The sequence below is a fragment of the Pseudomonas sp. JR33AA genome (assembly GCF_021378985.1).
Taxonomy (GTDB): domain Bacteria; phylum Pseudomonadota; class Gammaproteobacteria; order Pseudomonadales; family Pseudomonadaceae; genus Aquipseudomonas; species Aquipseudomonas alloputida.
On sequence record NZ_JAJSAW010000008.1, the window covers coordinates 260,621 to 281,010 of the forward strand.

17 protein-coding genes, 1 tRNA gene and 1 pseudogene are annotated in these 20,390 nt (G+C 63.0%); 6 read left to right on the forward strand and 13 right to left on the reverse strand.

Features of this window, described 5'->3' with window-relative positions:
- Positions 1-1,110, forward strand: a complete 1,110-nt coding sequence (locus tag LVS58_RS15725; RefSeq protein WP_233691837.1) for a methionine ABC transporter ATP-binding protein — start codon at positions 1-3, stop codon at positions 1,108-1,110.
- Positions 1,100-1,744 (forward strand): methionine ABC transporter permease, encoded by a 645-nt coding sequence (locus tag LVS58_RS15730; RefSeq protein WP_003255861.1) that lies wholly within the window; start codon positions 1,100-1,102, stop codon positions 1,742-1,744. Before LVS58_RS15725 ends, LVS58_RS15730 begins: the two co-directional genes overlap by 11 nt.
- Before the next feature lie 28 nt (positions 1,745-1,772).
- Here the strand turns inward: LVS58_RS15730 and dibA are convergent, their stop codons facing one another.
- A complete protein-coding gene (dibA, locus tag LVS58_RS15735) occupies positions 1,773-3,668 on the reverse strand; it encodes a phosphodiesterase DibA (RefSeq protein WP_233691838.1) in 1,896 nt (631 codons plus the stop codon).
- A gap of 146 nt (positions 3,669-3,814) precedes the next feature.
- Between dibA and desA the strand changes: the two genes are divergently transcribed.
- Positions 3,815-4,999 (forward strand): delta-9 fatty acid desaturase DesA, encoded by a 1,185-nt coding sequence (gene desA / locus LVS58_RS15740; RefSeq protein WP_233691839.1) that lies wholly within the window; start codon positions 3,815-3,817, stop codon positions 4,997-4,999.
- A gap of 98 nt (positions 5,000-5,097) precedes the next feature.
- Entirely contained in the window at positions 5,098-6,126 is a 1,029-nt protein-coding gene (locus tag LVS58_RS15745) for a GGDEF domain-containing protein (protein WP_233691856.1), read from the forward strand.
- Positions 6,127-6,170: 44 nt separating this feature from the next.
- On the opposite strand, the gene LVS58_RS15750 is transcribed toward LVS58_RS15745, so the two are convergent.
- From LVS58_RS15750 to LVS58_RS15800, 12 genes and pseudogenes are all read right to left on the reverse strand, one after another.
- Entirely contained in the window at positions 6,171-7,430 is a 1,260-nt protein-coding gene (locus LVS58_RS15750; protein WP_233691840.1) for a response regulator, read from the reverse strand.
- Between the two features lie 137 nt (positions 7,431-7,567).
- A complete protein-coding gene (gene gabT / locus LVS58_RS15755) occupies positions 7,568-8,845 on the reverse strand; it encodes a 4-aminobutyrate--2-oxoglutarate transaminase (protein WP_003255866.1) in 1,278 nt (425 codons plus the stop codon).
- A 182-nt stretch (positions 8,846-9,027) separates the two neighbouring features.
- Positions 9,028-10,470 (reverse strand): NADP-dependent succinate-semialdehyde dehydrogenase, encoded by a 1,443-nt coding sequence (gabD, locus tag LVS58_RS15760; RefSeq protein WP_233691841.1) that lies wholly within the window; start codon positions 10,468-10,470, stop codon positions 9,028-9,030.
- Positions 10,471-10,767: 297 nt separating this feature from the next.
- Positions 10,768-10,948, reverse strand: a pseudogene (locus LVS58_RS25130) (aryl-sulfate sulfotransferase); the annotation flags it as partial.
- Between the two features lie 6 nt (positions 10,949-10,954).
- Complete coding sequence (locus LVS58_RS15765) at positions 10,955-11,236, reverse strand: DUF971 domain-containing protein (protein ID WP_233691842.1); 282 nt, start codon at positions 11,234-11,236, stop codon at positions 10,955-10,957.
- Positions 11,236-12,201: a HEAT repeat domain-containing protein gene (locus tag LVS58_RS15770; RefSeq protein ID WP_233691843.1), complete on the reverse strand. Its 966-nt coding sequence runs from the start codon at positions 12,199-12,201 to the stop codon at positions 11,236-11,238. The genes LVS58_RS15765 and LVS58_RS15770 overlap by 1 nt, the downstream gene beginning before the upstream one ends.
- Complete coding sequence (locus LVS58_RS15775) at positions 12,198-13,049, reverse strand: ABC transporter ATP-binding protein (RefSeq protein ID WP_233691844.1); 852 nt, start codon at positions 13,047-13,049, stop codon at positions 12,198-12,200. The genes LVS58_RS15770 and LVS58_RS15775 overlap by 4 nt, the downstream gene beginning before the upstream one ends.
- Positions 13,049-13,831, reverse strand: coding sequence for an ABC transporter permease (locus tag LVS58_RS15780; RefSeq protein ID WP_233691845.1), 783 nt, complete (start codon positions 13,829-13,831; stop codon positions 13,049-13,051). Before LVS58_RS15780 ends, LVS58_RS15775 begins: the two co-directional genes overlap by 1 nt.
- A gap of 15 nt (positions 13,832-13,846) precedes the next feature.
- The gene (locus tag LVS58_RS15785; protein ID WP_233691846.1) at positions 13,847-15,253 is read right to left on the reverse strand and encodes an ABC transporter substrate-binding protein; all 1,407 of its coding nucleotides are present in this window, start codon (positions 15,251-15,253) and stop codon (positions 13,847-13,849) included.
- Between the two features lie 119 nt (positions 15,254-15,372).
- On the reverse strand, positions 15,373-15,618 hold the full coding sequence (locus LVS58_RS15790; RefSeq protein ID WP_079230394.1) for a 4Fe-4S dicluster domain-containing protein: 246 nt from the start codon (positions 15,616-15,618) through the stop codon (positions 15,373-15,375).
- A gap of 62 nt (positions 15,619-15,680) precedes the next feature.
- Entirely contained in the window at positions 15,681-17,405 is a 1,725-nt protein-coding gene (locus LVS58_RS15795; protein WP_233691847.1) for a fumarate reductase/succinate dehydrogenase flavoprotein subunit, read from the reverse strand.
- Positions 17,402-18,151 (reverse strand): GntR family transcriptional regulator, encoded by a 750-nt coding sequence (locus LVS58_RS15800; RefSeq protein WP_233691848.1) that lies wholly within the window; start codon positions 18,149-18,151, stop codon positions 17,402-17,404. The genes LVS58_RS15795 and LVS58_RS15800 overlap by 4 nt, the downstream gene beginning before the upstream one ends.
- 214 nt (positions 18,152-18,365) lie before the next feature.
- Between LVS58_RS15800 and LVS58_RS15805 the strand changes: the two genes are divergently transcribed.
- A tRNA-Arg gene (locus LVS58_RS15805) sits at positions 18,366-18,442 on the forward strand.
- A gap of 162 nt (positions 18,443-18,604) precedes the next feature.
- Entirely contained in the window at positions 18,605-20,335 is a 1,731-nt protein-coding gene (locus LVS58_RS15810; RefSeq protein WP_233691849.1) for a dipeptidase, read from the forward strand.
- The last annotated feature ends 55 nt before the right edge of the window (positions 20,336-20,390 follow it).

The following is a 20,390-nucleotide window of genomic DNA, read 5'->3' on the forward strand; positions in this document are numbered from 1 at the left end:
ATGAGCCAGGCCAGCGCGCTCAGGGCGCCCACCCCCCAAGCACTGCCGCCCATGGCCAGGGAGCAGGCCCTGCGCCCCGAGGTCAATGAAGCCCATGTGCGCTTCATCGGCTTGGGCAAGACTTACCCGGGCCAGGCGCAACCGGCCTTGCAAGGCATCGACCTGAACATCCGCCATGGCGAGATCTTCGGCATCATAGGCCGCAGCGGCGCCGGTAAGTCATCACTGCTGCGCATCATCAACCGCCTGGAGCAACCCAGCCAGGGCCGCGTATTGATCGACCAGGTGGATATCGCGCCTTTCGATGAAGACCAGCTTGTGGCCCTGCGCCGGCGCATCGGCATGATCTTCCAGCACTTCAACCTGATGTCGGCCAAGACCGTGTGGCAGAACGTCGAATTGCCGTTGAAAGTTGCCGGCGTGGCAAAGGCCGAACGCCAGCGCAAGGTGCGCGAGTTGCTGGAACTGGTCGGTCTGCAGGAGAAACATCACGTGTACCCGGCGCAACTGTCCGGCGGGCAGAAACAGCGCGTGGGCATCGCCCGGGCACTGGTGCACGCCCCCGAGATCCTGCTGTGCGACGAAGCCACCTCGGCGCTGGACCCGGAAACCACCGCCTCGATCCTGCAGCTGCTGCGCGATATCAACCAGCGCCTGGGCCTGACCATCGTGCTGATTACCCACGAAATGGCGGTGATTCGCGACATCTGCCACCGGGTAGTGGTGCTGGAACGCGGCGCAGTGGTCGAGCAGGGCGAAGTCTGGCGGGTGTTTGGTTCACCGCGTCACGAGGTTACCCGCACCCTGCTCGCCCCTTTGCAGGCCAAGCTACCCGCCGCACTGCAAGCCAGCCTCCAGGCCCGCCCGACGAGCGGCAATAGCGCCGTCGTGCTGAAACTGACTGTGCTCGGCGAGCCAGAGCTGTCTGCCCTGTTCAACGACCTGGGCGGGCGTGTGCGTCTGCTGCAGGGCGGCGTGGAAACCATCGGCGAACATGCCTTGGGGCAACTCATCCTCTCGGTGCAACACTCGCCACACGACACCCATCAATTGCTGGAACGTGCCCGCCGTTGGGCCGAGGACGTGGAGGTATTGGGCCATGTGGTTTGATCGCCTGCTGGAAGGTTTACTCGATACGCTGCTGATGGTTGGGGTTTCGTCACTGATCGCCCTGCTGGTGGGGGTGCCAATGGCGGTGCTGCTGGTCACCAGCGACAAGGGCGGGATCTTCGAGGCGCGGCTGCTGAACCGGGTGTTGGGCGCCTTCGTCAACCTGTTCCGCTCGATTCCGTTTCTGATCCTGATGGTTGCGTTGATTCCTTTCACCCGCCTGGTGGTGGGTACCACTTACGGTGTGTGGGCGGCAGTGGTGCCGCTGACCATTGCCGCCACACCGTTCTTTGCGCGAATTGCCGAGGTCAGCCTGCGTGAGGTCGACCATGGCCTGGTGGAAGCCGCACAGGCCATGGGCTGCCGGCGCTGGCACATCGTCTGGCATGTACTGTTGCCCGAGGCGCTGCCGGGGATCGTCGGGGGCTTCACCATTACCTTGGTGACCTTGATCAACTCGTCGGCGATGGCCGGGGCGATTGGTGCCGGCGGGCTGGGGGATATCGCCTATCGGTATGGCTACCAGCGTTTCGACAGCCAGATCATGCTGACCGTGATCGCCATGCTGGTAGCGTTGGTGGCGTTGATCCAGCTGGGCGGGGACCGCCTGGCGAAGGGTTTGAACAAGCGTTGAAATCTGAGGGCTGCTTTGCAGCCCGGTCTCAATCCCAGCGAAGATCCTCAGCCGGCACCGGCCGCCCGAACCAGTACCCCTGCCCCAACTGGCACTCCTCCTGCAACAGGAAGCTGGCCTGTTCCGCCTGCTCGATGCCCTCAGCATGCACCTGCATACCCATGCTACGGGCCAAGGCGATGATCACCCGCACAATGGCGATGTCGTCCTCATCCACCGGCAACCCGGCCACAAACCCTTGGTCGATTTTCAACTTTTGCACCGGCAAACGCTTGAGCCGCAACAGTGACGAATACCCGGTGCCAAAGTCGTCGATGGCCAGCGTCACCCCCAGTTCGCGCAAGCGGTGCAGTTGCTCCAGCGCCACCTCAGGATCTTCCATCACCGCGCTTTCGGTCACTTCCAGCTCCAGCAAGGCCGGGGCCAGGCCGGTGTCGTGCAGCACTTGGGCTACCTGCTGATACAGCTCGTGCTGGCCAAACAGGCGACTGGAGATGTTCACCCCCACGAATGCCAGCTGCCGCCCTTCTGCCTGCCAATGCACCATTTGCCGGCAGGCCTGTTGCAGCACCCAGGTATCGACCTCGGCAATCAGGCCGGTGCGTTCGGCAATCGGGATGAACTCGCTCGGCGGCACCAGGCCGCGCTTGGGGTGCTGCCAGCGCACCAACGTCTCGACCCCGACCTGCCGGCCGGTCGCCAAGTCGTGTACCGGCTGGAAGTACACCCGCAGTTCATCCTGCTCCAGGGCTCGACGCAATTCAGCGGCGGTCTCGACCCGGTGCTGGGCGTGGGCGGTCAGCTCTTCGGTGTACAGCGCATAACAGGCCCGACCGTTGCTTTTGGCCTTGTACAACGCCGAGTCGGCATTGCGCAGCAACTGCTCGGCACTCAAGGCATCGCTGGGGAACAGGCTGATTCCGACACTGGCGCTGATGAACAGACGATTGCCCTCGAACTGAAACGGCTCACGCATGCGCTCGATGATGCACTGCGCCAGCTTGCCCGCCTGGCCGACCTGCTGGCAGTTCTCGGCCAGCACGCCGAATTCGTCGCCGCCCAGACGCGCCAGGGTCATGCCGTTACCCAACACCTCACCCAGACGCTCGCCCACCAGCTTCAGCAACTGGTCGCCAATGGTATGGCCCAGGCCGTCATTTATGCTCTGGAAATGATCCAGGTCCAGCAGCAAGAGGGCGCAACCACGCTTGTTGGCTTGCGCCGCCGCCAATGCCTGCTCCACCCGGTCGGTAAACAGCAGGCGGTTGGGCAGGCCGGTCAGCGGGTCGTGGTGGGCGAGGTAGGCAAGTTCTTGTTCCGAATGCTTGATGGCGCTGATGTCACTGAACACCGCCACGTAATGGCTGAGCTCACCTTCGTCATCGCGAATGGCGCAAATGGTCTGCCACTGCGGGTAGATTTCCCCGCTTTTGCGCCGGTTCCAGATTTCACCGCTCCACTCGCCCTTCTCGGCCAGGGTGGCAAAAATCTGCTGGTAGAAGGCCAGGCCATGATGACCCGACTTGAACTTGCTCGGGCGCTGGCCGATGACCTCATCCTGCTGGTAGCCGGTGATGCGCATGAAGGCACGATTGACGTGCACGATCAGCCCTTGGCGGTCGGTCACCAGCACACCCTCGAGGGTACTGTCGAACACCGCGGCAGCCATGCGCAGCCGTTCACGGTCTTCACAGCGCAAACGCGCGCCACGGCCGATGAAATTGAGCAGGCGCACGCGCGACACGTAGATCAGCAAGGCACTGAGCAGCACCCAGACCACCACGTTGATCTGCCGCCCCACAGTCTGTGCCAAGGGGTCATCAGTCATGCTGTGCAGCATCACCTCCGCCAGCGCAAGCCAGAGGATCGAGAGCACCACATACAGCGCAGCCATGCGCAAGGCGTCGCGAACGGAAACAGACATGTCGGGTGGGAAAGGCCGTCAAAAAGGAGTGGGCATTATAAAGGCTGAAACATGTCGTGACTTCCTATCTCAACGGTTGACTGGTTTTATTTCCCCGCCAAGGGATAATCAGCCCTTCCCCCCGCATTTCGAGGGTATTTGCACCTATGTGGTATAACGGCCTGCTCGACCTGTCGGCCTGGCAACTGGTCGGCATCACTCTGTTGATGACCCACGTGACCATTGTCAGCGTCACGGTCTACCTGCATCGCTACTCCGCGCACCGGGCCCTGGAGCTCAATGGCGTGCTCAAGCACTTCTTCCGCTTCTGGCTGTGGCTGACCACGGCGCAGAACACCCGTGAGTGGACCGCCGTCCACCGCAAGCACCACGCCAAGTGCGAAACCCCCGACGACCCGCACAGCCCAGTGTACAAGGGCCTGGGCACAGTGCTGCGCAAAGGTGCCGAGCTGTACCGTGAAGAAGCACGCAACCCCGAAACCCTGCGCATCTATGGCAAGAACTGCCCGGATGACTGGATCGAGCGCAACCTGTACTCACGTTACAAACTGGGCGGCATCGCATTGATGGCGGTGATCGACCTGCTGCTGTTCGGCACCCTGGGCATCACCATATGGGCGGTGCAGATGATGTGGATTCCGTTCTGGGCCGCCGGTGTGGTCAACGGCCTGGGCCATGCCCTTGGCTATCGCAACTTCGAATGCCGCGACGCCGCCACCAACCTGGTGCCCTGGGGCATCATCATCGGCGGTGAAGAACTGCACAACAATCACCACACCTACCCCAACTCGGCCAAGCTCTCGGTCAAACGCTGGGAGTTCGACATGGGCTGGGCGTGGATCCGCCTGTTCTGCCTGCTGCGTCTGGCCAAGGTGCAGCGCGTGGCACCCATCGCCCACCGGGTAGCCGGCAAGGCCAGCCTGGACATGGACACCGCCATGGCCATCCTCAACAACCGCTTCCAGATCATGGCCCAGTACCGCAAGCTGGTGATCGGCCCGCTGGTGAAACAGGAACTGGCCCGTGTCGACGCCTCGATGCGACACCGCTTCCGCCGCGCCAAACGGCTACTCTCGCGCGAAACCAGCCTGCTGGAAGACCGCCACCACGTGCGCATCGAGTCCATGCTCGCGCACAGCCAGGCATTGAAAACCATCTACGAAAAGCGCCTGGCCCTGCAGCAGATCTGGGCGCGCACCAGTGCCAACGGCCACGACATGCTGGCAGCCATGAAAGACTGGGTACACGAGGCCGAAACCAGCGGCATCCAGGCACTGCGCGACTTCGCAGCCCAACTCAAGACTTACTCGCTGCGCCCGACCGGCGCCTGACCGCCGTTGATCGGCACGCCCCACAGCGGGGCGTGCCGATCGGAACTTCGCCCCACCTCTCCACTCGAATCCGGAATATCGCCTGCGTGGCGCGCCGGATGCTGGCCGCACGCTTTCACGTCGAGACCTGCTCCGTGCACATGGCCAAGAACATTCCAACGGTTTTCCCCGGCACCCCTCCTCCCGAAGCCGCCCAGACTTTACTGGCGTTACTCCACGCCCAAGGTGAGGTTGCCCGCCTGAGTGAGCGCGATCAGCTGTTCAGCTCATTGCTCGAAAGCGTCAACGCAGTGCTCTGGGCCTTCGACTGGGAAACCCGTCAGGTGCTGTACGTGAGCCCAGCCTACGAGCGCATCTTCGGCCGCCCGGCCAGCCTCGTGCTGGCTGACTACAACGAATGGCGTGACAGCATCTACCCCGACGACCTCGAGTTCGCCGAACGTAGCCTGGCCCAGGTGCTGCTCAAGGGCGCGGTGGAAGACCGCGAGTACCGCATCCTCAATGCCGACGGGCAACTGCGCTGGCTGAGCGACAAGTGCTACATCAACCAGCAGCACGATAGCGACCGGGTAATCATTGTCGGTATCGCCGAAGACATCACCGAGAAGAAGCAGCTTGAAGGTGAACTGCAGCGCCTGGCCACCACCGACGTGCTGACCCAGAGCAGTAACCGCAGGCACTTTTTCGAATGTGCTCAGCAAGCCTTCGACAGTGCCCGCGAGGACGGTACACCGCTGGCTTTCCTGCTGCTGGATATCGACGACTTCAAACGCATCAACGACAACTACGGCCACCAGGAGGGCGACCAGGTGCTGCAACACATCGCCGACAGCGGCAAGGCCGTGCTACGCCGGGGCGACCTGTTCGGACGCATTGGCGGCGAAGAATTTGCAGCAGTGTTTCCCGGCTGTACCGCCCAGATCGCGGAGCAGATTGCCGAGCGCTTGCAACGGCAGATCCAGCACTTGAGCTTCAACCATGGCCAGCAGACGTACGGGGTGACGGTGAGCCAGGGGCTGACCGAGCTGACCGATGAGGATGTGGCGCTGGACAGCCTGTATGCGCGGGCCGATGCGGCAATGTACCAGGCCAAGCGGCAGGGCAAGAACCAGATAGTCCGCGGCTGATCAGGCGGCAAACCCGCGCAGGGCCGCAATGCGGCCTCCGAATCTCAGCTGGAAACCTCGGCCCCAGCCTCCAATAGTCCTTCCTGCGGCTTCAAATCCGGGTTCTCCACCTTGCGCAACCGGCTCAGCTCCGGCAGGCCAAGCTTGAGCAGGCGCGCCGTCTTGCCGCTGGCCACCTTCTCCAGCCCCTGCCCAGCCGGCAGCCGCGACAACTGCCCAGCCAGGTTCATGGCCAGGATCTCCCGCGAGTAAACGCCACCGCCCAGCTGGTAGATCGCGGCAATCAATTCGCGCAGTGCCAGCGGCAAACGCCAGCGCGTACGCAGCGCCGAGCCGAACGCCGCACCAAACGCTTCCAGCGATTGCTGCACATTGTGCTCGTCCAGATCCCCCCCGGCCAACCGCCACTCTTGCAGGCAGCGCAACACCGCCAGGTCACCCAGGCAATGCAGCAAGCCCGCGCAATAACAACGCCCCTCATCCAGTTCGAGCATGCGCGCCAAGGTGCGACCATATTCGGCAGTGTGCAGTGACAGATCCCAGTAACGGGCCGCGTGCTCTGCCAGCAGTGGGTCGCTGAGGCGTGCGCTGCGCTTGAGGGTCATGCCCAGAATCAGGTTCATGCTTTGGGTACTGCCAAGCTTGTTCAGGGCCTGTAGCAACGTCTGCACCGGGGCTTCACGGTGCAATGCGGCACTGTTGGCGGCAGCGATCAGCACCGCCGTGACTTGCGGGTCGTTGCGCACCTCCTCTTCAAGCACCCTGAGGTTCAGGCCCTGGGGGTTTAGCGCTCGATTGATCGCTACCTGTACATCCGCCAGCAGCGGGCCGCCATCGGCGGTAGCGCGGCGCTGCTCAAGATAGGCAGGCAGGCTGGCCCCCGCCTGCAACGCCGGTGCCGGGCAGGCAATCTCCTCGCCAACGGCCAACAGCAACTCTTGCAGGCGTTTGCGCAGATTCTCCAGGTTCAGCGGCTTGCTCAGGTAAGCCGTGGGGTGCAAGGGCAGCGCTTCGCGCACACTGGCGCTGTCATTGCGGTTACTCATGAGAATGAACGGCACCCCTGGCCCCTTGGCGCGCACCTTGCGCAGCAGGTCGAGGCCGTCGACACCGGCCAGCTCGCGGGCAGCGATGATCAGGTCCGGCTTGCTGGACAAGGCACTGAGCGCCTGCGAGCCGTCGGCGCATACCTGCAGGCGGGCATCACAGCGCACGCTGAGCAGCATCTCGCTGAGCATGTCCCGTACCCAAGGATCGCCTTCGACAATCAGTACGCTAGGTGGGGTGGGGGCTGCAGCGCTCATCGCCAACTACTCCTGAATACCTGACACACAGTCCGTCGCAGCTTCCAAAGCCAGTCCTCCGATAACCATAGCGCCCCAGGGCTTATCTAGGCATAAAAAAAACCCGCCTAGGCGGGTTTTTTCTGAAGCGCGTCACATCAGGCGATTTCAGCGAAGCACTCTTCGATGATGGCCAGGCCCTTGTCCAGCAGCGCGTCTTCGGCGGTCAGCGGAACCAGGATACGCAGGACGTTGCCGTAGGTGCCGCAAGACAGCAGGATCAGACCCTTTTCGCGAGCCTTGGCGACAACCTGGCCAACAGCAGCGGCGTTCGGGGTGTGAGTGCCTTTCTCGAAGACTTCGACGGCAATCATCGAGCCCAGACCACGGACATCGCCGATGATCGGGTACTTCTTCTGGATTTCGCGCAGGCCGGCGGTCAGGCGCTCACCCACAGCCTTGCTGCGGTCCAGCAGTTTTTCTTCTTCGAACACTTCGATCACGGCCAGGGCCGCGGCGCAAGCGATCGGCGAACCTGCGTAGGTACCGCCCAGGCCGCCAGGAGCAATGGCGTCCATGTATTCGGCCTTGCCGCACACACCGGCCAGCGGGAAGCCGCCAGCGATGGATTTGGCGAAGGTGGTCAGGTCAGGCGCAACGCCCATCTGCTCCATGGCGAAGAAGGTGCCGGTACGGCCAGCGCCAGTTTGTACTTCGTCGGCGATCAACAGAATGCCGTGCTGGTCGCACAGGGCGCGCAGGCGCTTCATCAGCTCTTTCGGCGCTGGCAGGAAGCCGCCTTCGCCTTGTACTGGCTCGAGGATGATTGCAGCGATGTCGCGCGGCTCGGCATCGTTCTTGAAGATGCGCTCGACCGAGGCGATGGCGTCGTCAACGCTGATACCGTGCAGTTCGCTCGGGAACAGGGCGCGGAAGATGCCGCCTGGCATCAGGCCCATGCCAGCGGAGTACGGCACGACCTTGCCGGTCAGGCCCAGGGTCATCATGGTACGGCCGTGATAACCGCCGGTGAAGGCGATGACGCCAGCGCGGCCAGTGGCAGCACGGGCGATCTTGACGGCGTTCTCAACGGCTTCGGAGCCGGTGGTGACCAGCAGGGTCTTCTTGTCGAAGTCGCCTGGAACCAGCTTGTTGATCTTTTCGCACAGCTCTACGTAGGGCTCGTAAGCCAGCACCTGGAAGCAGGTGTGGCTGACCTTGGTCAGCTGCTCTTGCACGGCTGCAACCACTTTCGGGTGCAGGTGGCCGGTGTTCAGTACTGCGATGCCGCCGGCGAAGTCGATCAGTTCGCGGCCTTCAACGTCGATCACGGTCGAGTTCTTCGCGGTGTCGACGAAGATCGGGTGGATCTGGCCGACGCCACGTGGGACGGCAGCTACACGACGTTGCATCAAGGATTCGTTGGTTTTGCTCATAATGCCCTCATTGCGCCGACAGGAATGGCGCTTTTATTCGGGGGCGGCTGGGAGTGCTCGCGAACAGTATTCGTTGATCGACTGTCGTGAACGCCCTGGCCACCAGGTACTGCAATGTAAAAAAGGCCAGCGAGACGTCGCTCTCGCGCCCCGCTGGCAGAGGTAAAGCCTTTACCGTGCTATCAGACGCTGATGCACAGGTATTTGATTTCGAGGTAGTCCTCGATACCGTACTTGGAACCTTCGCGGCCCAGGCCCGAAGCCTTGATACCACCGAACGGCGCCACTTCGTTGGAGATCAGGCCGGTGTTGATACCCACCATGCCGTACTCCAGGGCTTCGGCGACACGGAACACTCGGCTCATGTCACGGGCGTAGAAGTACGAGGCCAGGCCGAACTCGGTGTCGTTGGACATGGCGATGACTTCGGCTTCGTCTGTGAAGCGGAACAGCGGCGCCAGTGGGCCGAACGTCTCTTCCTTGGCGACAGCAGCGGACTTCGGTACGTCAACCAGGATGGTCGGCTCGAAGAAGTTGCCTTCGATCAGCTTGCCACCGGACAGCACTTTGGCGCCTTTACTGACGGCGTCCTCAATGTGCTCCTGGACCTTGGCGACAGCCTTGCCGTCGATCAGCGGGCCAGTGGTGGTGCCTTCTTCCAGGCCGTTACCGATCTTCAGTTTGGCAACTGCAGCGGCCAGCTTCTGGGCGAACGCGTCGTAGACGCCGTCCTGCACGTAGATACGGTTGGCGCAGACGCAGGTCTGGCCATTGTTACGGTACTTGGAGATGATCGCGCCCTCGACCGCCTTGTCCAGGTCGGCGTCGTCAAACACGATGAACGGGGCGTTGCCACCCAGCTCCAGGGAAACCTTCTTGATGTCCTTGGCGCATTCTTCCATCAGCTGGCGACCGATTTCGGTCGAGCCGGTGAAGGACAGCTTGCGTACCAGGGAGTTGCCGGTCAGCTCGCCGCCAACTTCGCCGGCGCTGCCGGTTACCACACTGAGCACGCCAGCCGGGATGCCGGCACGGTGGGCCAGCTCGACGAGGGCCAGAGCGGAGTATGGGGTTTGCGAAGCCGGCTTGAGGACCATGGTGCAGCCAGCGGCCAGGGCCGGGCCCGCTTTACGGGTGATCATGGCGGCCGGGAAGTTCCACGGGGTGATGGCCGCGGTAACGCCGATTGGCTGCTTGATGACAATCAGGCGCTTGTCTGGCTGGTGGCCCGGGATGGTGTCACCGTAGATGCGCTTGGCTTCTTCGGCGAACCACTCGATGAACGAGGCAGCGTAGGCGATTTCGCCCTTGGCTTCGGCCAGCGGCTTGCCCTGTTCGGTGGTCATCAGGCGAGCCAGGTCGTCCTGGTTCTCGATCATCAGTTCGAACCAGCGACGCAGCTTGGCCGAGCGCTCTTTCGCCGTCAGGGCACGCCAGGCCGGCAGGGCCTTGTCGGCGGCTTCGATGGCACGGCGCGTTTCCGCGGTGCCCATCTTCGGCACGGTACCGATGACTTCGCCGGTGGCCGGGTTGGTCACCTTGATGGTCTGGCCGTTGTCCGCATCCAGCCACTCACCATTGATATAGGCTTGCTGGCGGAACAACTGAGCGTCTTTGAGCTGCATGTCGGCTTCCCGAATTGTTGATTGTAGAAAAGCGCCCAAGGCAGGGCATCGAGCGTTTGAAATCTCAAACGAATGCTAAGCGGCTGCTGGGGTGTTGGACAATAGGCTGTTCGAAAAAAAGAACAAAAGGTTGAACACCCTGGCGGAAATTTCACTTTTTTGTCTTGTGGGAGCTGGCTTGCCGGCGATAGGGCCAGTACAGGTTAGACGAATGAACTGAAAGAAATGTGAAGGGGGGACCGACGGCCCTCACGGAGGGGATAACTCAGAACGCCTTGGCGAGGTCGATCAGCTCAGCACGCCCTGATTCCGTGCTGAAACGATGATGCTGTTGTCATCGGCGTCGTAATCGGTGGCACGTTGCCCAGTTGCGCCCTGTACCCACACCCGGGGTGTCGCCAAAGAGCAGGTTACCCTCGGCCAGTTCGTTGGCCAGGCGGTCGTCCTGCTTCTGCACACCTTCCGGCAACTGAAGGGATCAGCTTCACTTGTTGACCAGGTCACGCAAGTAAGCCCAAGGGTAGATCCCGCGCTCATGCCCATCGCTGAACACCAGTTGTACGCCATACCCTTGCGACTCGATTTGCACCACGCGCACATCGTCGCGCACCAGGCTGATCCCCCCGGACAGGCGCGCCGCACGGCATTGTGAGCAAGGGCAAGCCCCCCGCAAACGGGTATGGCTGAGGCTGTGCTCGCCGTCTTCCCATTGCAGCAGCAGTTGCCCTGCCCCGCGCAAATTGCGAATGGCTTGCGGGGCGTTCATCAGGCAGCCCCGCGCAGTTGCGCCAAGGCAATCCGCACAGCCTTGCGCACCTCGGGGTCGTTGTCGGCCTCGGCGGCCTGCAGCACCGACAAAGCACGCGCCTGGCCCAGCTCGCCCAGCGCCAGCGCCGCCTCCTTGCGCAGGTTGGCGATGCCATGGCCAAGCAAGCCGCCAAGCGCATCCAGTGCAGCGGCATAGCGCAGCCGACCCAGTGAGCGCGCTGCCCGCAGGCGTACCTGCCAGAAGTCATCGGCAAGGGCATCCACCAGCGCCGGGCCTGCTTGGTCCTGGCCGACTTTGCCTAACGTGGTGGCGGCTTCCTCGCGCACCTGCCAAGCCTGGTCAGTCAATGCCGCCACCAACGCAGGCAACACCGAGCTGTCCCGGGCAAGGCCCAACGCGCCGATGGCCGCGCGGCGCACCTCTGTGTCCGGCTCGGTCTCGGCTAGCGCTGCCAGCGCCAGCAACGCCGGCTGGTGCTTGAGCCAGCCGAGAATGCCCACTGCCTCACGCCGTACGGCGGCGTCGTCATCGGCCAGCGCCCGCAGCGCAGGGTCGGCAGCATCCTCCAGGCGCAGCTCGCGCAAGGCACGCAGGGCGCTGGCGCGGACGAAGGCATCGGCGTGCTTGACCCATGGCAGGATCAGCTGGCCGGCTTCAAGGCTTTTAAGTTCGCTGAGGCTCTGTGCAGCGGCCAGACGTACAGGCTCGGCGGCATCGGCCAGCGCAGCGCACAGGGCTTGCACAACTTCGGGTTCTTCCCAGGCCTCAAGCAGGCGCGCGGCCTCGGCACGCACCTCGTCGGCGGCGTCCGCCAGCAGGGCATCGGTGAGCCAAGGCAAGCCATCCGCGTCTTCCAGGTCGGCCAGCTCGATCAGGGCGATGCGGCGCACGCCAGCGTCGCTGGCATCAAGGCGAGGCAACAGGGCAAGAATGTCGGGGTTGTCGGTCGTTCGGTCAGTCATAGCGCGATCCGTAGCGGTGGGTGGTCAGTGTCCGGCAGGCCCAGCGGAGTCAGGCGCGGCAGTTCGCGGCCTTCTTCGTGGCGCAGCAACGCCAGGCAGTGACGCTTGAGGTGAGTAAATTCAGGGCTGGTCAGCAGGCTGGCGCGGCGTGGGCGCGCAAAGTCCAAGCGCAGGTCTTCGATGAAGCGACCGGGGCGCGGGCTCATCACCAGTATGCGGTCGGCGAGGAACAGCGCTTCGTCGATATCGTGGGTGACGAACAGCACGGTGGTGCGGATACTGGCCCAGATATCGAGCAACAGCTCCTGCATACGGGCGCGGGTTTGCGCATCCAGCGCGCCGAAAGGTTCGTCCATCAGCAAGAGCCGTGGGCGGTTGATCAGCACCCTGGCAATTTCGGCCCGCTGCTGCATACCGCCGGACAGCTGGTTGGGCCAGCGCCCGGCAAAGTCGGCCAGCCCCACCAGTTGCAGCATTTCGCGAGCCTGCAGGTGACGTTCGGTGCGCTCCAGGCCCTGCATCTTCAGGCCGAAGGCCACGTTGTCGAGCACGCTACGCCAGGGCAGCAAGGTGTGGTGCTGGAACACCATGCCACGCTGCGGTGACGGCCCGGCAACGGGCTGGCCGTCCACATTCAGCTGGCCGCTGCTGGGCACCAGGTGGCCGGCCAGGGCGCCGAGCAACGTCGACTTGCCACAACCAGAGGGGCCGAGGATGCAGACGAACTCGCCCGGCTCCACGGCAAAGTCCAGCCGCTGCACCGCCTCGAACGCTTCGCTGCCGTGCCCCAGGCGAATCGACAGGCCGCGACCATCGATACGCCCCGGCGCCTGTTGATAATGGTTCATCAACTGGCCCTCCGCGTGCGGTACCACGGCGTGGCCAGCGCCCCCAGGCGCTTGACCAGGACGCTGCTGCCCATGCCCAGCACGCCGATCAGCAGCATGCCGACGATGATGTCCGGGTAGTTTTGCAAGGTGTAGGACTCCCAGGTGTAGTAGCCGATGCCGAACTGCCCGGAAATCATCTCGGCAGTGACCAGGCAGAACCATGACGTACCCATGCCGATGGCAAGGCCCGTGACGATGCTCGGCAACGCCCCAGGCAATACCACCTCACGCAGGATCGCCCAGCGCCCGGCACCGAGGCTGCGCGCCGATGCCACCAGGCGCGGGTCGACGGCCTCGACGCCATGCACGGTGTTGAGCAGGATGGGGAACAACGCGCCGGTGAAGGTGATGAACACCATCGACAGTTCCGACGACGGGAACATCAGGATCGCCAGCGGGATCCACGCCACCGCCGGAATCGGCCGCAGCACTTCCAGCGGCGGCAGCAGGGTATCTTCAGCCCATTTCGAGCGGCCGATCAGCAACCCCAGGGCCACGCCAACCAGTGCCGCAGTGGCATAACCGGCGAATACCCGCGCCAGGCTGCTGCCCAGGTGCGCCAGCAGGGTGCTGGAGGTCAGCAACTGCCAGGCAGCGTCCAGCACCGCCTTGGGTGTGGGCACATAGGTGAACGTCAGCAGACCAAGGTCCAGTTTCACGTTTGCCGCCACTTGCCAGAACAGCAGGCAGGCCAGCAGCGACGCCAGGCGCACCGGCCAGCGCTTGAGGTTGCGGGTCATGTCGGTGCCTCCCGGTCAGCGCTGGGCGACCAGCTTCTGGTTGGCGCTGACGAAGTCCAGGGCCTCGCCACCATGGGCCTTGGCATACTGCTCGGCCTGGTCCTTGAGCAGGAATGCCGCCAGTTCGCCTTTACCGTTGCGCACGAACCAGGCCTGGTTGGCGAGCAACTTGATGCCACTGTCGGCGGCCTGGGCGTAGATGGCGCGGATGTCCTTGCCCTCCTGCTCCAGTTGGGCCAAGGCACCAAGGGCGGCCTCCGGCGAAGTGTAGTGGCGGACCTTGTCTTCACCGCGCACCCAGATCTGCGCCAGGCGGCTGAAGTCGGTGATCGGTTGGCCGGTCAGCGCGTCATTGGCCTTGAGTGGCAGCACGTCGTAGTCTTTCAGCGCCTTGTCGTAGTCAAGGCCTGCCTCTTTGAAGGCGGCACGGATGTACTGGTCGTCGATGAACTTGCCGGTGTCCAGGCCACGGTCGGTCTTTTTCAGCAGCTTGAGCGTATCGATGGATGTAGCCACTGCCTGGCGGTATTCAGGCTTCCAGGTCAGGTCGCGGGTCTGCAGGCCAAGCGGGCCGTGGAACAGGTAATTGACCTCGGCTTCGATACCCGTGACCTTCTCGATCAACTCGCTGTACTTCTCAGGCTGCGCAGCGATCAGGCGGTCGGCTTCAAGGCTGGCGCGCAGGTAGGCGGTGACCACTTCCGGGTACTTCTTCGCGTACTCGGCATCGACCAGGGCACCATGGAAGGTCGGTGCGTTGGCCTGGGCGCCATCGTAGATCTTGCGGGCGAAGCCACGGTTGGGGAATAACTCGGCGAACGGCACGAAATCGGCGTGGGCTTCGATGCGGTTGCTGCGTAGGGCGGAGCCGGCGATTTCCGGCGCCTGGGCGATGATCCGCACATCCTTCTGCGGGTCCCAGCCCTGAGCGGCGACGGCGCGCAACAGCATGCCGTGGGCAGTGGAGGCGAACGGCACGGAAATGGTCTTGCCCTTGAGCTCCGCCAGCGACTGCACGCTGGAGGCGGCGGGCACGACGATGCCGTTACCGCTGCCATGCACGCTGCCAGACAGCACACTGATGAACAGGCTGCGCTTGCCGGCATCCAGGTGGGCAACGCCGTTGAATGACCCCGGGAAGTCGGCCATGGCGCCGAAGTCGAGCTTGCCGGCGACCATTTCGTTGGTGAGCGGCGCACCACTGGTGAAGTTCTTCCACTCGACCTGGTAGGTGGCGTCCTTGTACTTGCCATCGTGCGGCAGGTACTTGTCCAGCAGGCCCAGCTCACGGATCAGCAGGCCACCGGTGGCGCAGTTGATGGTGGTGTCCTGGGTGCCGATGGCGATGCGTATGGTTTCGGCGCTGGCGTTCAGGCCAGTGAGCGCCAGCGCGAGGCCGGCCACGGTTGCAACAAGGCGCATGGGTGTTTCCCCTCGAATCGTTATAAGAGTTGGCTTCGTCTCCGCCGCCCGGCTTGGGTGGTGGGAAACGAGGGGCACAGCAGGAGGGCGTCCGGTGGTTCGCCGGATGGCGGGATGAATCAGCGCAGCAGGTACGGAATGTCGACCTTCACCGCACCGGTGGGGCAGTCCTTCTCGCAGGGCATGCAGTACCAGCATTCGTCGAAAGCCATGTAGGCCTTTTGCGTAGCCGGGTTGATCGCCAGCAGGTCCATGGGGCAGACCTCGACGCACACGGTGCAGCCTTTTTCGGCGATGCATTTGTCTTCGTCGACGGTGACCGGGGCACTGCTGCGGAAGAAGATTTCTTGCGGCTGGTAGGCCATTTCACGGAGTCCTTGGGGCCGGTGGCCCTCGTTCTGTTTTTTGCAGAGGCTGATGGCCCCATTCACGCTGCATCAGCCTTCACTCGCAGCCGGTCATAGGCGGTCTGCTCATCGGCGTCCAGGGCGATCAGGTAGGGTTCGACGGCCTTCTTGAAGCTGGTCATTTCACCGTTCTCGCCCTTTTTCAGGTGGCAATGGCAGAACCACTCGCCATCGTTGCGCTCAGGGAAGTCCACCCGGTGGTGGTACAGGCCCCAGCGGCTTTCCTCGCGGAACAGCGAGGCCCGCGCCGCCATCTCGGCGCAATCGCGAATCACCGACACTTCCATCGCACGCATCAGCTCATGAGGGTTGCTGGCCTTCATCTGCTCCAGATCACGCTCGATCTCGGCAAAGCGCGCCAGGCCGATTTCCATCTTCTTGGTCACCTTCGGCGGCTGCAGGTAGTCGTTGACCATGCGCCTGAGCTTGTACTCGACCTGGGCTGGCGGCAGGCCATGCTCACGCTGCAGCGGGGCAAACACCCGCGCGCGTTCGCGTTCGACCTGCTCGGCATCGACCTCGGCGAGTTCGCGCCCGGCCACGTAATGCGCGGCGTTCACACCGGCAAACCAGCCATAGGTAAAGGCGCCGAGCATGTAGTTGTGCGGCACCGCAGCCATGTCGCCCGCGGCATACAGCCCTTTGACGCTGGTCTCGGCCTTTTCATTGACCCACACGCCCGACGCCGAATGACCGGAGCAGAAACCGATCTCTGAGATATGCATCTCGACCATGTGCTGGCGGTAGTCGGTGCCACGCCCGGCGTGAAACTGGCCACGGCTGGGGCGCTCGTTGCTGTGCAGGATCTCTTCGATGTTCTGGATGGTCTCTTCGGCCAAGTGGTCCAGTTTGAGGAACACCGGGCCATTGCCGCCTTCGAGCTCCTGGTGGAACTCCCACATCATCTGGCCGCTCCAGTAGTCGCACTCGATGAAGCGCTCGCCTTTGCTGTTGGCAGTGTACCCACCCAGCGGGCCGGTGACGTAGGCACAGGCCGGGCCGTTGTAGTCCTTGATCAGCGGGTTGATCTGGAAGCACTCGAGGTTGGCCAGCTCGGCGCCTGCGTGGTAGGCCATGGCGTAGCCGTCACCGGCGTTGGTCGGGTTCTCGTAAGTGCCCATCAAATAGCCCGAAGACGGCAGGCCCAGGCGCCCGGCGGCGCCGCAGGCAAGGATCACCGCCTTGGCCCGCACCACCCGAAACTCGCCGCTGCGGCAGTCAAAGCCCAGTACACCCGCGGCGGCGCCTTCGCCATCGAGCAGCACACGGGTGCAGACCAGACGGTTGCTGATCTCCACCCGGGCACGCTTGAGCTGGCGGTACAACACCTTCTTGATGTCGTGGCCTTCGGGCATGGGCAGCACGTAGGCGCCCATGTGGTGAACCTTCTTCACCGCGTAATCGCCGGTCTCGTCCTTCTCGAACTTCACGCCCCAGCGGTCGAGTTGCTCGATGGTTTCAAAGCTGTGGGTTGCGTAGGCATGCACGGTGGCCTGGTTGACGATGCCGTCATTGGCCACGGTGATTTCCTTGGTGTACTGCTCGGGGGTGGCGTGGCCGGGGATGATGGCGTTGTTCAAGCCGTCCATGCCCATACTAATGGCACCGCTGCGCTTGACATTGGCCTTGTCCAGCAGCAGCACGCGCAGGCTTTTGTCCTGCTCCTTGGCCTTGATCGCCGCCATCGGCCCGGCCGTGCCGCCACCGATGATGATGATGTCGTAGTCCTGGGTCTGGATGCTCATGCCTTGCCCCCTTTCTGACGATCAATGCGCAGGCGGTACTGGAAGGCATCGCCGCGGTAGTAAAGGTGTTCGAAGTCCAGCGGCGTGCCGTCGGCAGCATGGGTCAGGCGCTCGATGCGCATGATCGGCGAGCCTTCTTCAACCTCCAGGGCCTGGGTCAGGTCGCTGTCGGCCAGTACCGCATCGATGGCCAGGTCGGCGTGGCCAAGGGCGATGCCGCAGTCGTTTTCCAGCAGCAGGAAGATGTCGCGGGTGACCAGGTCGGCCTTCTCCAGTTTTTCGCCGACGGCCTTGGGCAGCCAGGTCAGCTCCAGCGACACCGGCTCGCGGTTGATCAGGCGCACCCGGCGGATCTCGGTGACCAAGCTACCCTCCTCGACCTGCAGCCGGGCGGCAACCAATGCGTTGGCCGGCACATGGCGAAAGCTGCGCAGGCGGTTGATCACTTCGTAGCCCATCTGCGTCATCGACTCGCCCAGGCCCTGCAAGGTACTGACGTTCTGGAACGCCTTGGGCTTGGCGACGAACGTGCCTTTGCCGTGGATCTTGAAGATCAGCCCTTCCTTCTGCAGGTCGCCCAGCGCCTGGCGCACGGTGATACGGCTGACGTCGAAGGCCTTGCCCAGTTCGCTTTCCGAGGGCATGCGGCTATGCGGTGGATAAGTACCGTCGAGGATGCGCTCGCGCAGCAGTGCCTTGAGCTGGGTATAGAGCGGTACCGGGGAAAGGGGGAGCAGTTCGGCCATGGGGTCTCTTCGCTGATCGATGACTTGTTATAACAAGTTGTGACCAGAGGATAGACGGCATAAGAAGGGTGTGGGAAATATTGATATCGCATATGAATAGACAACTTTGCGCAGCCCGGTGGCCCGCAAAAGCCGCCTATGCCAAAAGAGGAAAAGGGCCACAGATCAAGGCGATGGACGTCAACGACACAGATGGGTATCATGCGTGCGCGTTGCACTCGTAGCTCAGCTGGATAGAGTACTGCCCTCCGAAGGCAGGGGTCGTGGGTTCGAATCCCGCCGAGTGCGCCATATCAAGAAAGCCCTGGGCCTGAGCCCGGGGCTTTTTCGTTTGTGCGACATGTCACCTTTCTGGTACTCCCGTACCACGGGTCATTGGTGTTAGCGTGGGCGTCTTCCCGTTTTCCGAACGGGTCACCCTAAACAATGATTGGCGAAGGAATGCGCACAACCATGCAGTTGAAAAAACTCACCGCCACCACCCTGCTGCTGGCCAGCATCGGCCTGTTCACCCTGCCGGCCCAAGCCAACCTCACCCAGCAGCAGTCCGCAGCCATCGTCAAAGCCTTCGACGGCAGCGACCCAAGCGACTTCAGGCAATTCCTCGGCAAGCTCAAAGGCAGCGACCAGGGCAAGGTCGACAACCTTGTGGCAACCGTCGACGCCTTCCTGGCCAACAAGCCATTGGCCGCCGGGCAACAAGACGAAATCAACCGCCTGCTCGGCCTGTATACCCGCATCAAGTATGGCAAGGCCGCTACCGAAACCCTGCGTGAGCTGGTAGCCATCCCCACCTTCAACGTCGAGGGTACGCCGCAGCACGAAAACCCTGAATTCCTCAAGATCGCCGACAAGATCAAGGCCTTGGCCGACAGCTTCGGCCTCGCCTTCCGCAACATTGACAACCGGGTGTACGAGATCTCGCTGGGCAGCGGGAAGGAAGTGATCGGCCTTCATGCTCACGCTGACGTCGTGCCGGTCAACCCGGACAACTGGAAGCTGGCCGACGGTACGCGCCTGGACCCGTTCAAGGTCACCCTGGTCGGGGACCGCATGTACGGTCGCGGCACCGAGGATGACAAGAACGGCATCGTGGTGGCGATGTACGCGCTGAAAGTGGCCAAGGACGAGAACCTGCCGCTCGCCCGGCAGTTCAAGCTGCTGATCGACACCACCGAAGAAACCAGCGGTGATGCCATCCCCTACTACTTTGAGCGCAACCCTACGCCCGATTACAACCTGGCCCTCGACGGCAGCTATCCCGTAGTGATAGCCGAGAAAGGCTACGGCACGGTCATGGCCAGCTTCACCAAGCGCCCAGCCAGCGGCAAGGGTGCCGAGATCGTCAACCTGACCGGCGGCCTGGCCACCAACCAGATCCCGACAACTTCGGTTGCAACGCTGATTTCTGACAACCCGGCACAGCTGGCCAAGCACCTGCAGCAAGCCGGCACCAGATATGTGAAGCAGCATGGAAGCGACTTCAGCATCGACGCCAAGGTCGACGGCAAGCAAGTCTTGCTCACCGTGACCGGTGTTTCCGCACACTCTTCGGAGCCCGAATCCGGCATCAACCCGGTGGCGCGAATGCTCGACTTCATCAATGGCCTCGGCCAGCAGGTGTCGCTCAAGCACAACCACTTTACCGACGCGGCCCGCTACGCCGCCGACAACTGGGGCCTGGACTACCTGGGCAACAAGCTCGGCGTGGCCTTCAAGGACCCGTTCATGGGCCCGCTGACCACCTCGCTGACTTTTGTCGGGGTGGATGACAAAGGCTTGAAACTGGCGGTGAATCTGCGCATTCCCAAGGGCAAGCCGATCGCCACGATCAAGGACGAACTGACCGAAAAACTGGGCAAATGGACCCGGCAAAGCAACACCTCGGTGGCGTTCGATTACAGCCTGGACGAGCCGATGTACCGCAACCCCGAAGGCGAATGGGTCAAGGCCCTGCTCGCGGTGGCCACCGAGAACCTGGGTATGAAGCATGAATTCGGCACGTCCGCCGGTGCGACGTCGGTCCACGACCTGCCCAACGGCGTTCAGTTCGGCCTGGCTATGCCGGACGTGAAATACACCGGGCACAACGACAACGAGTTCAAGACCGTGGAGCAGTTCATGCTGGACTTGCAGGTGGTGAGCGAAATGGTGGCGCGGATCGGGCAGATGCCCAAGCTTTGATGGGCAGTAGCGGGGGGGGGGGGGGGGGGGGGGGGGGGGGGGCCCCCCCCCCCCC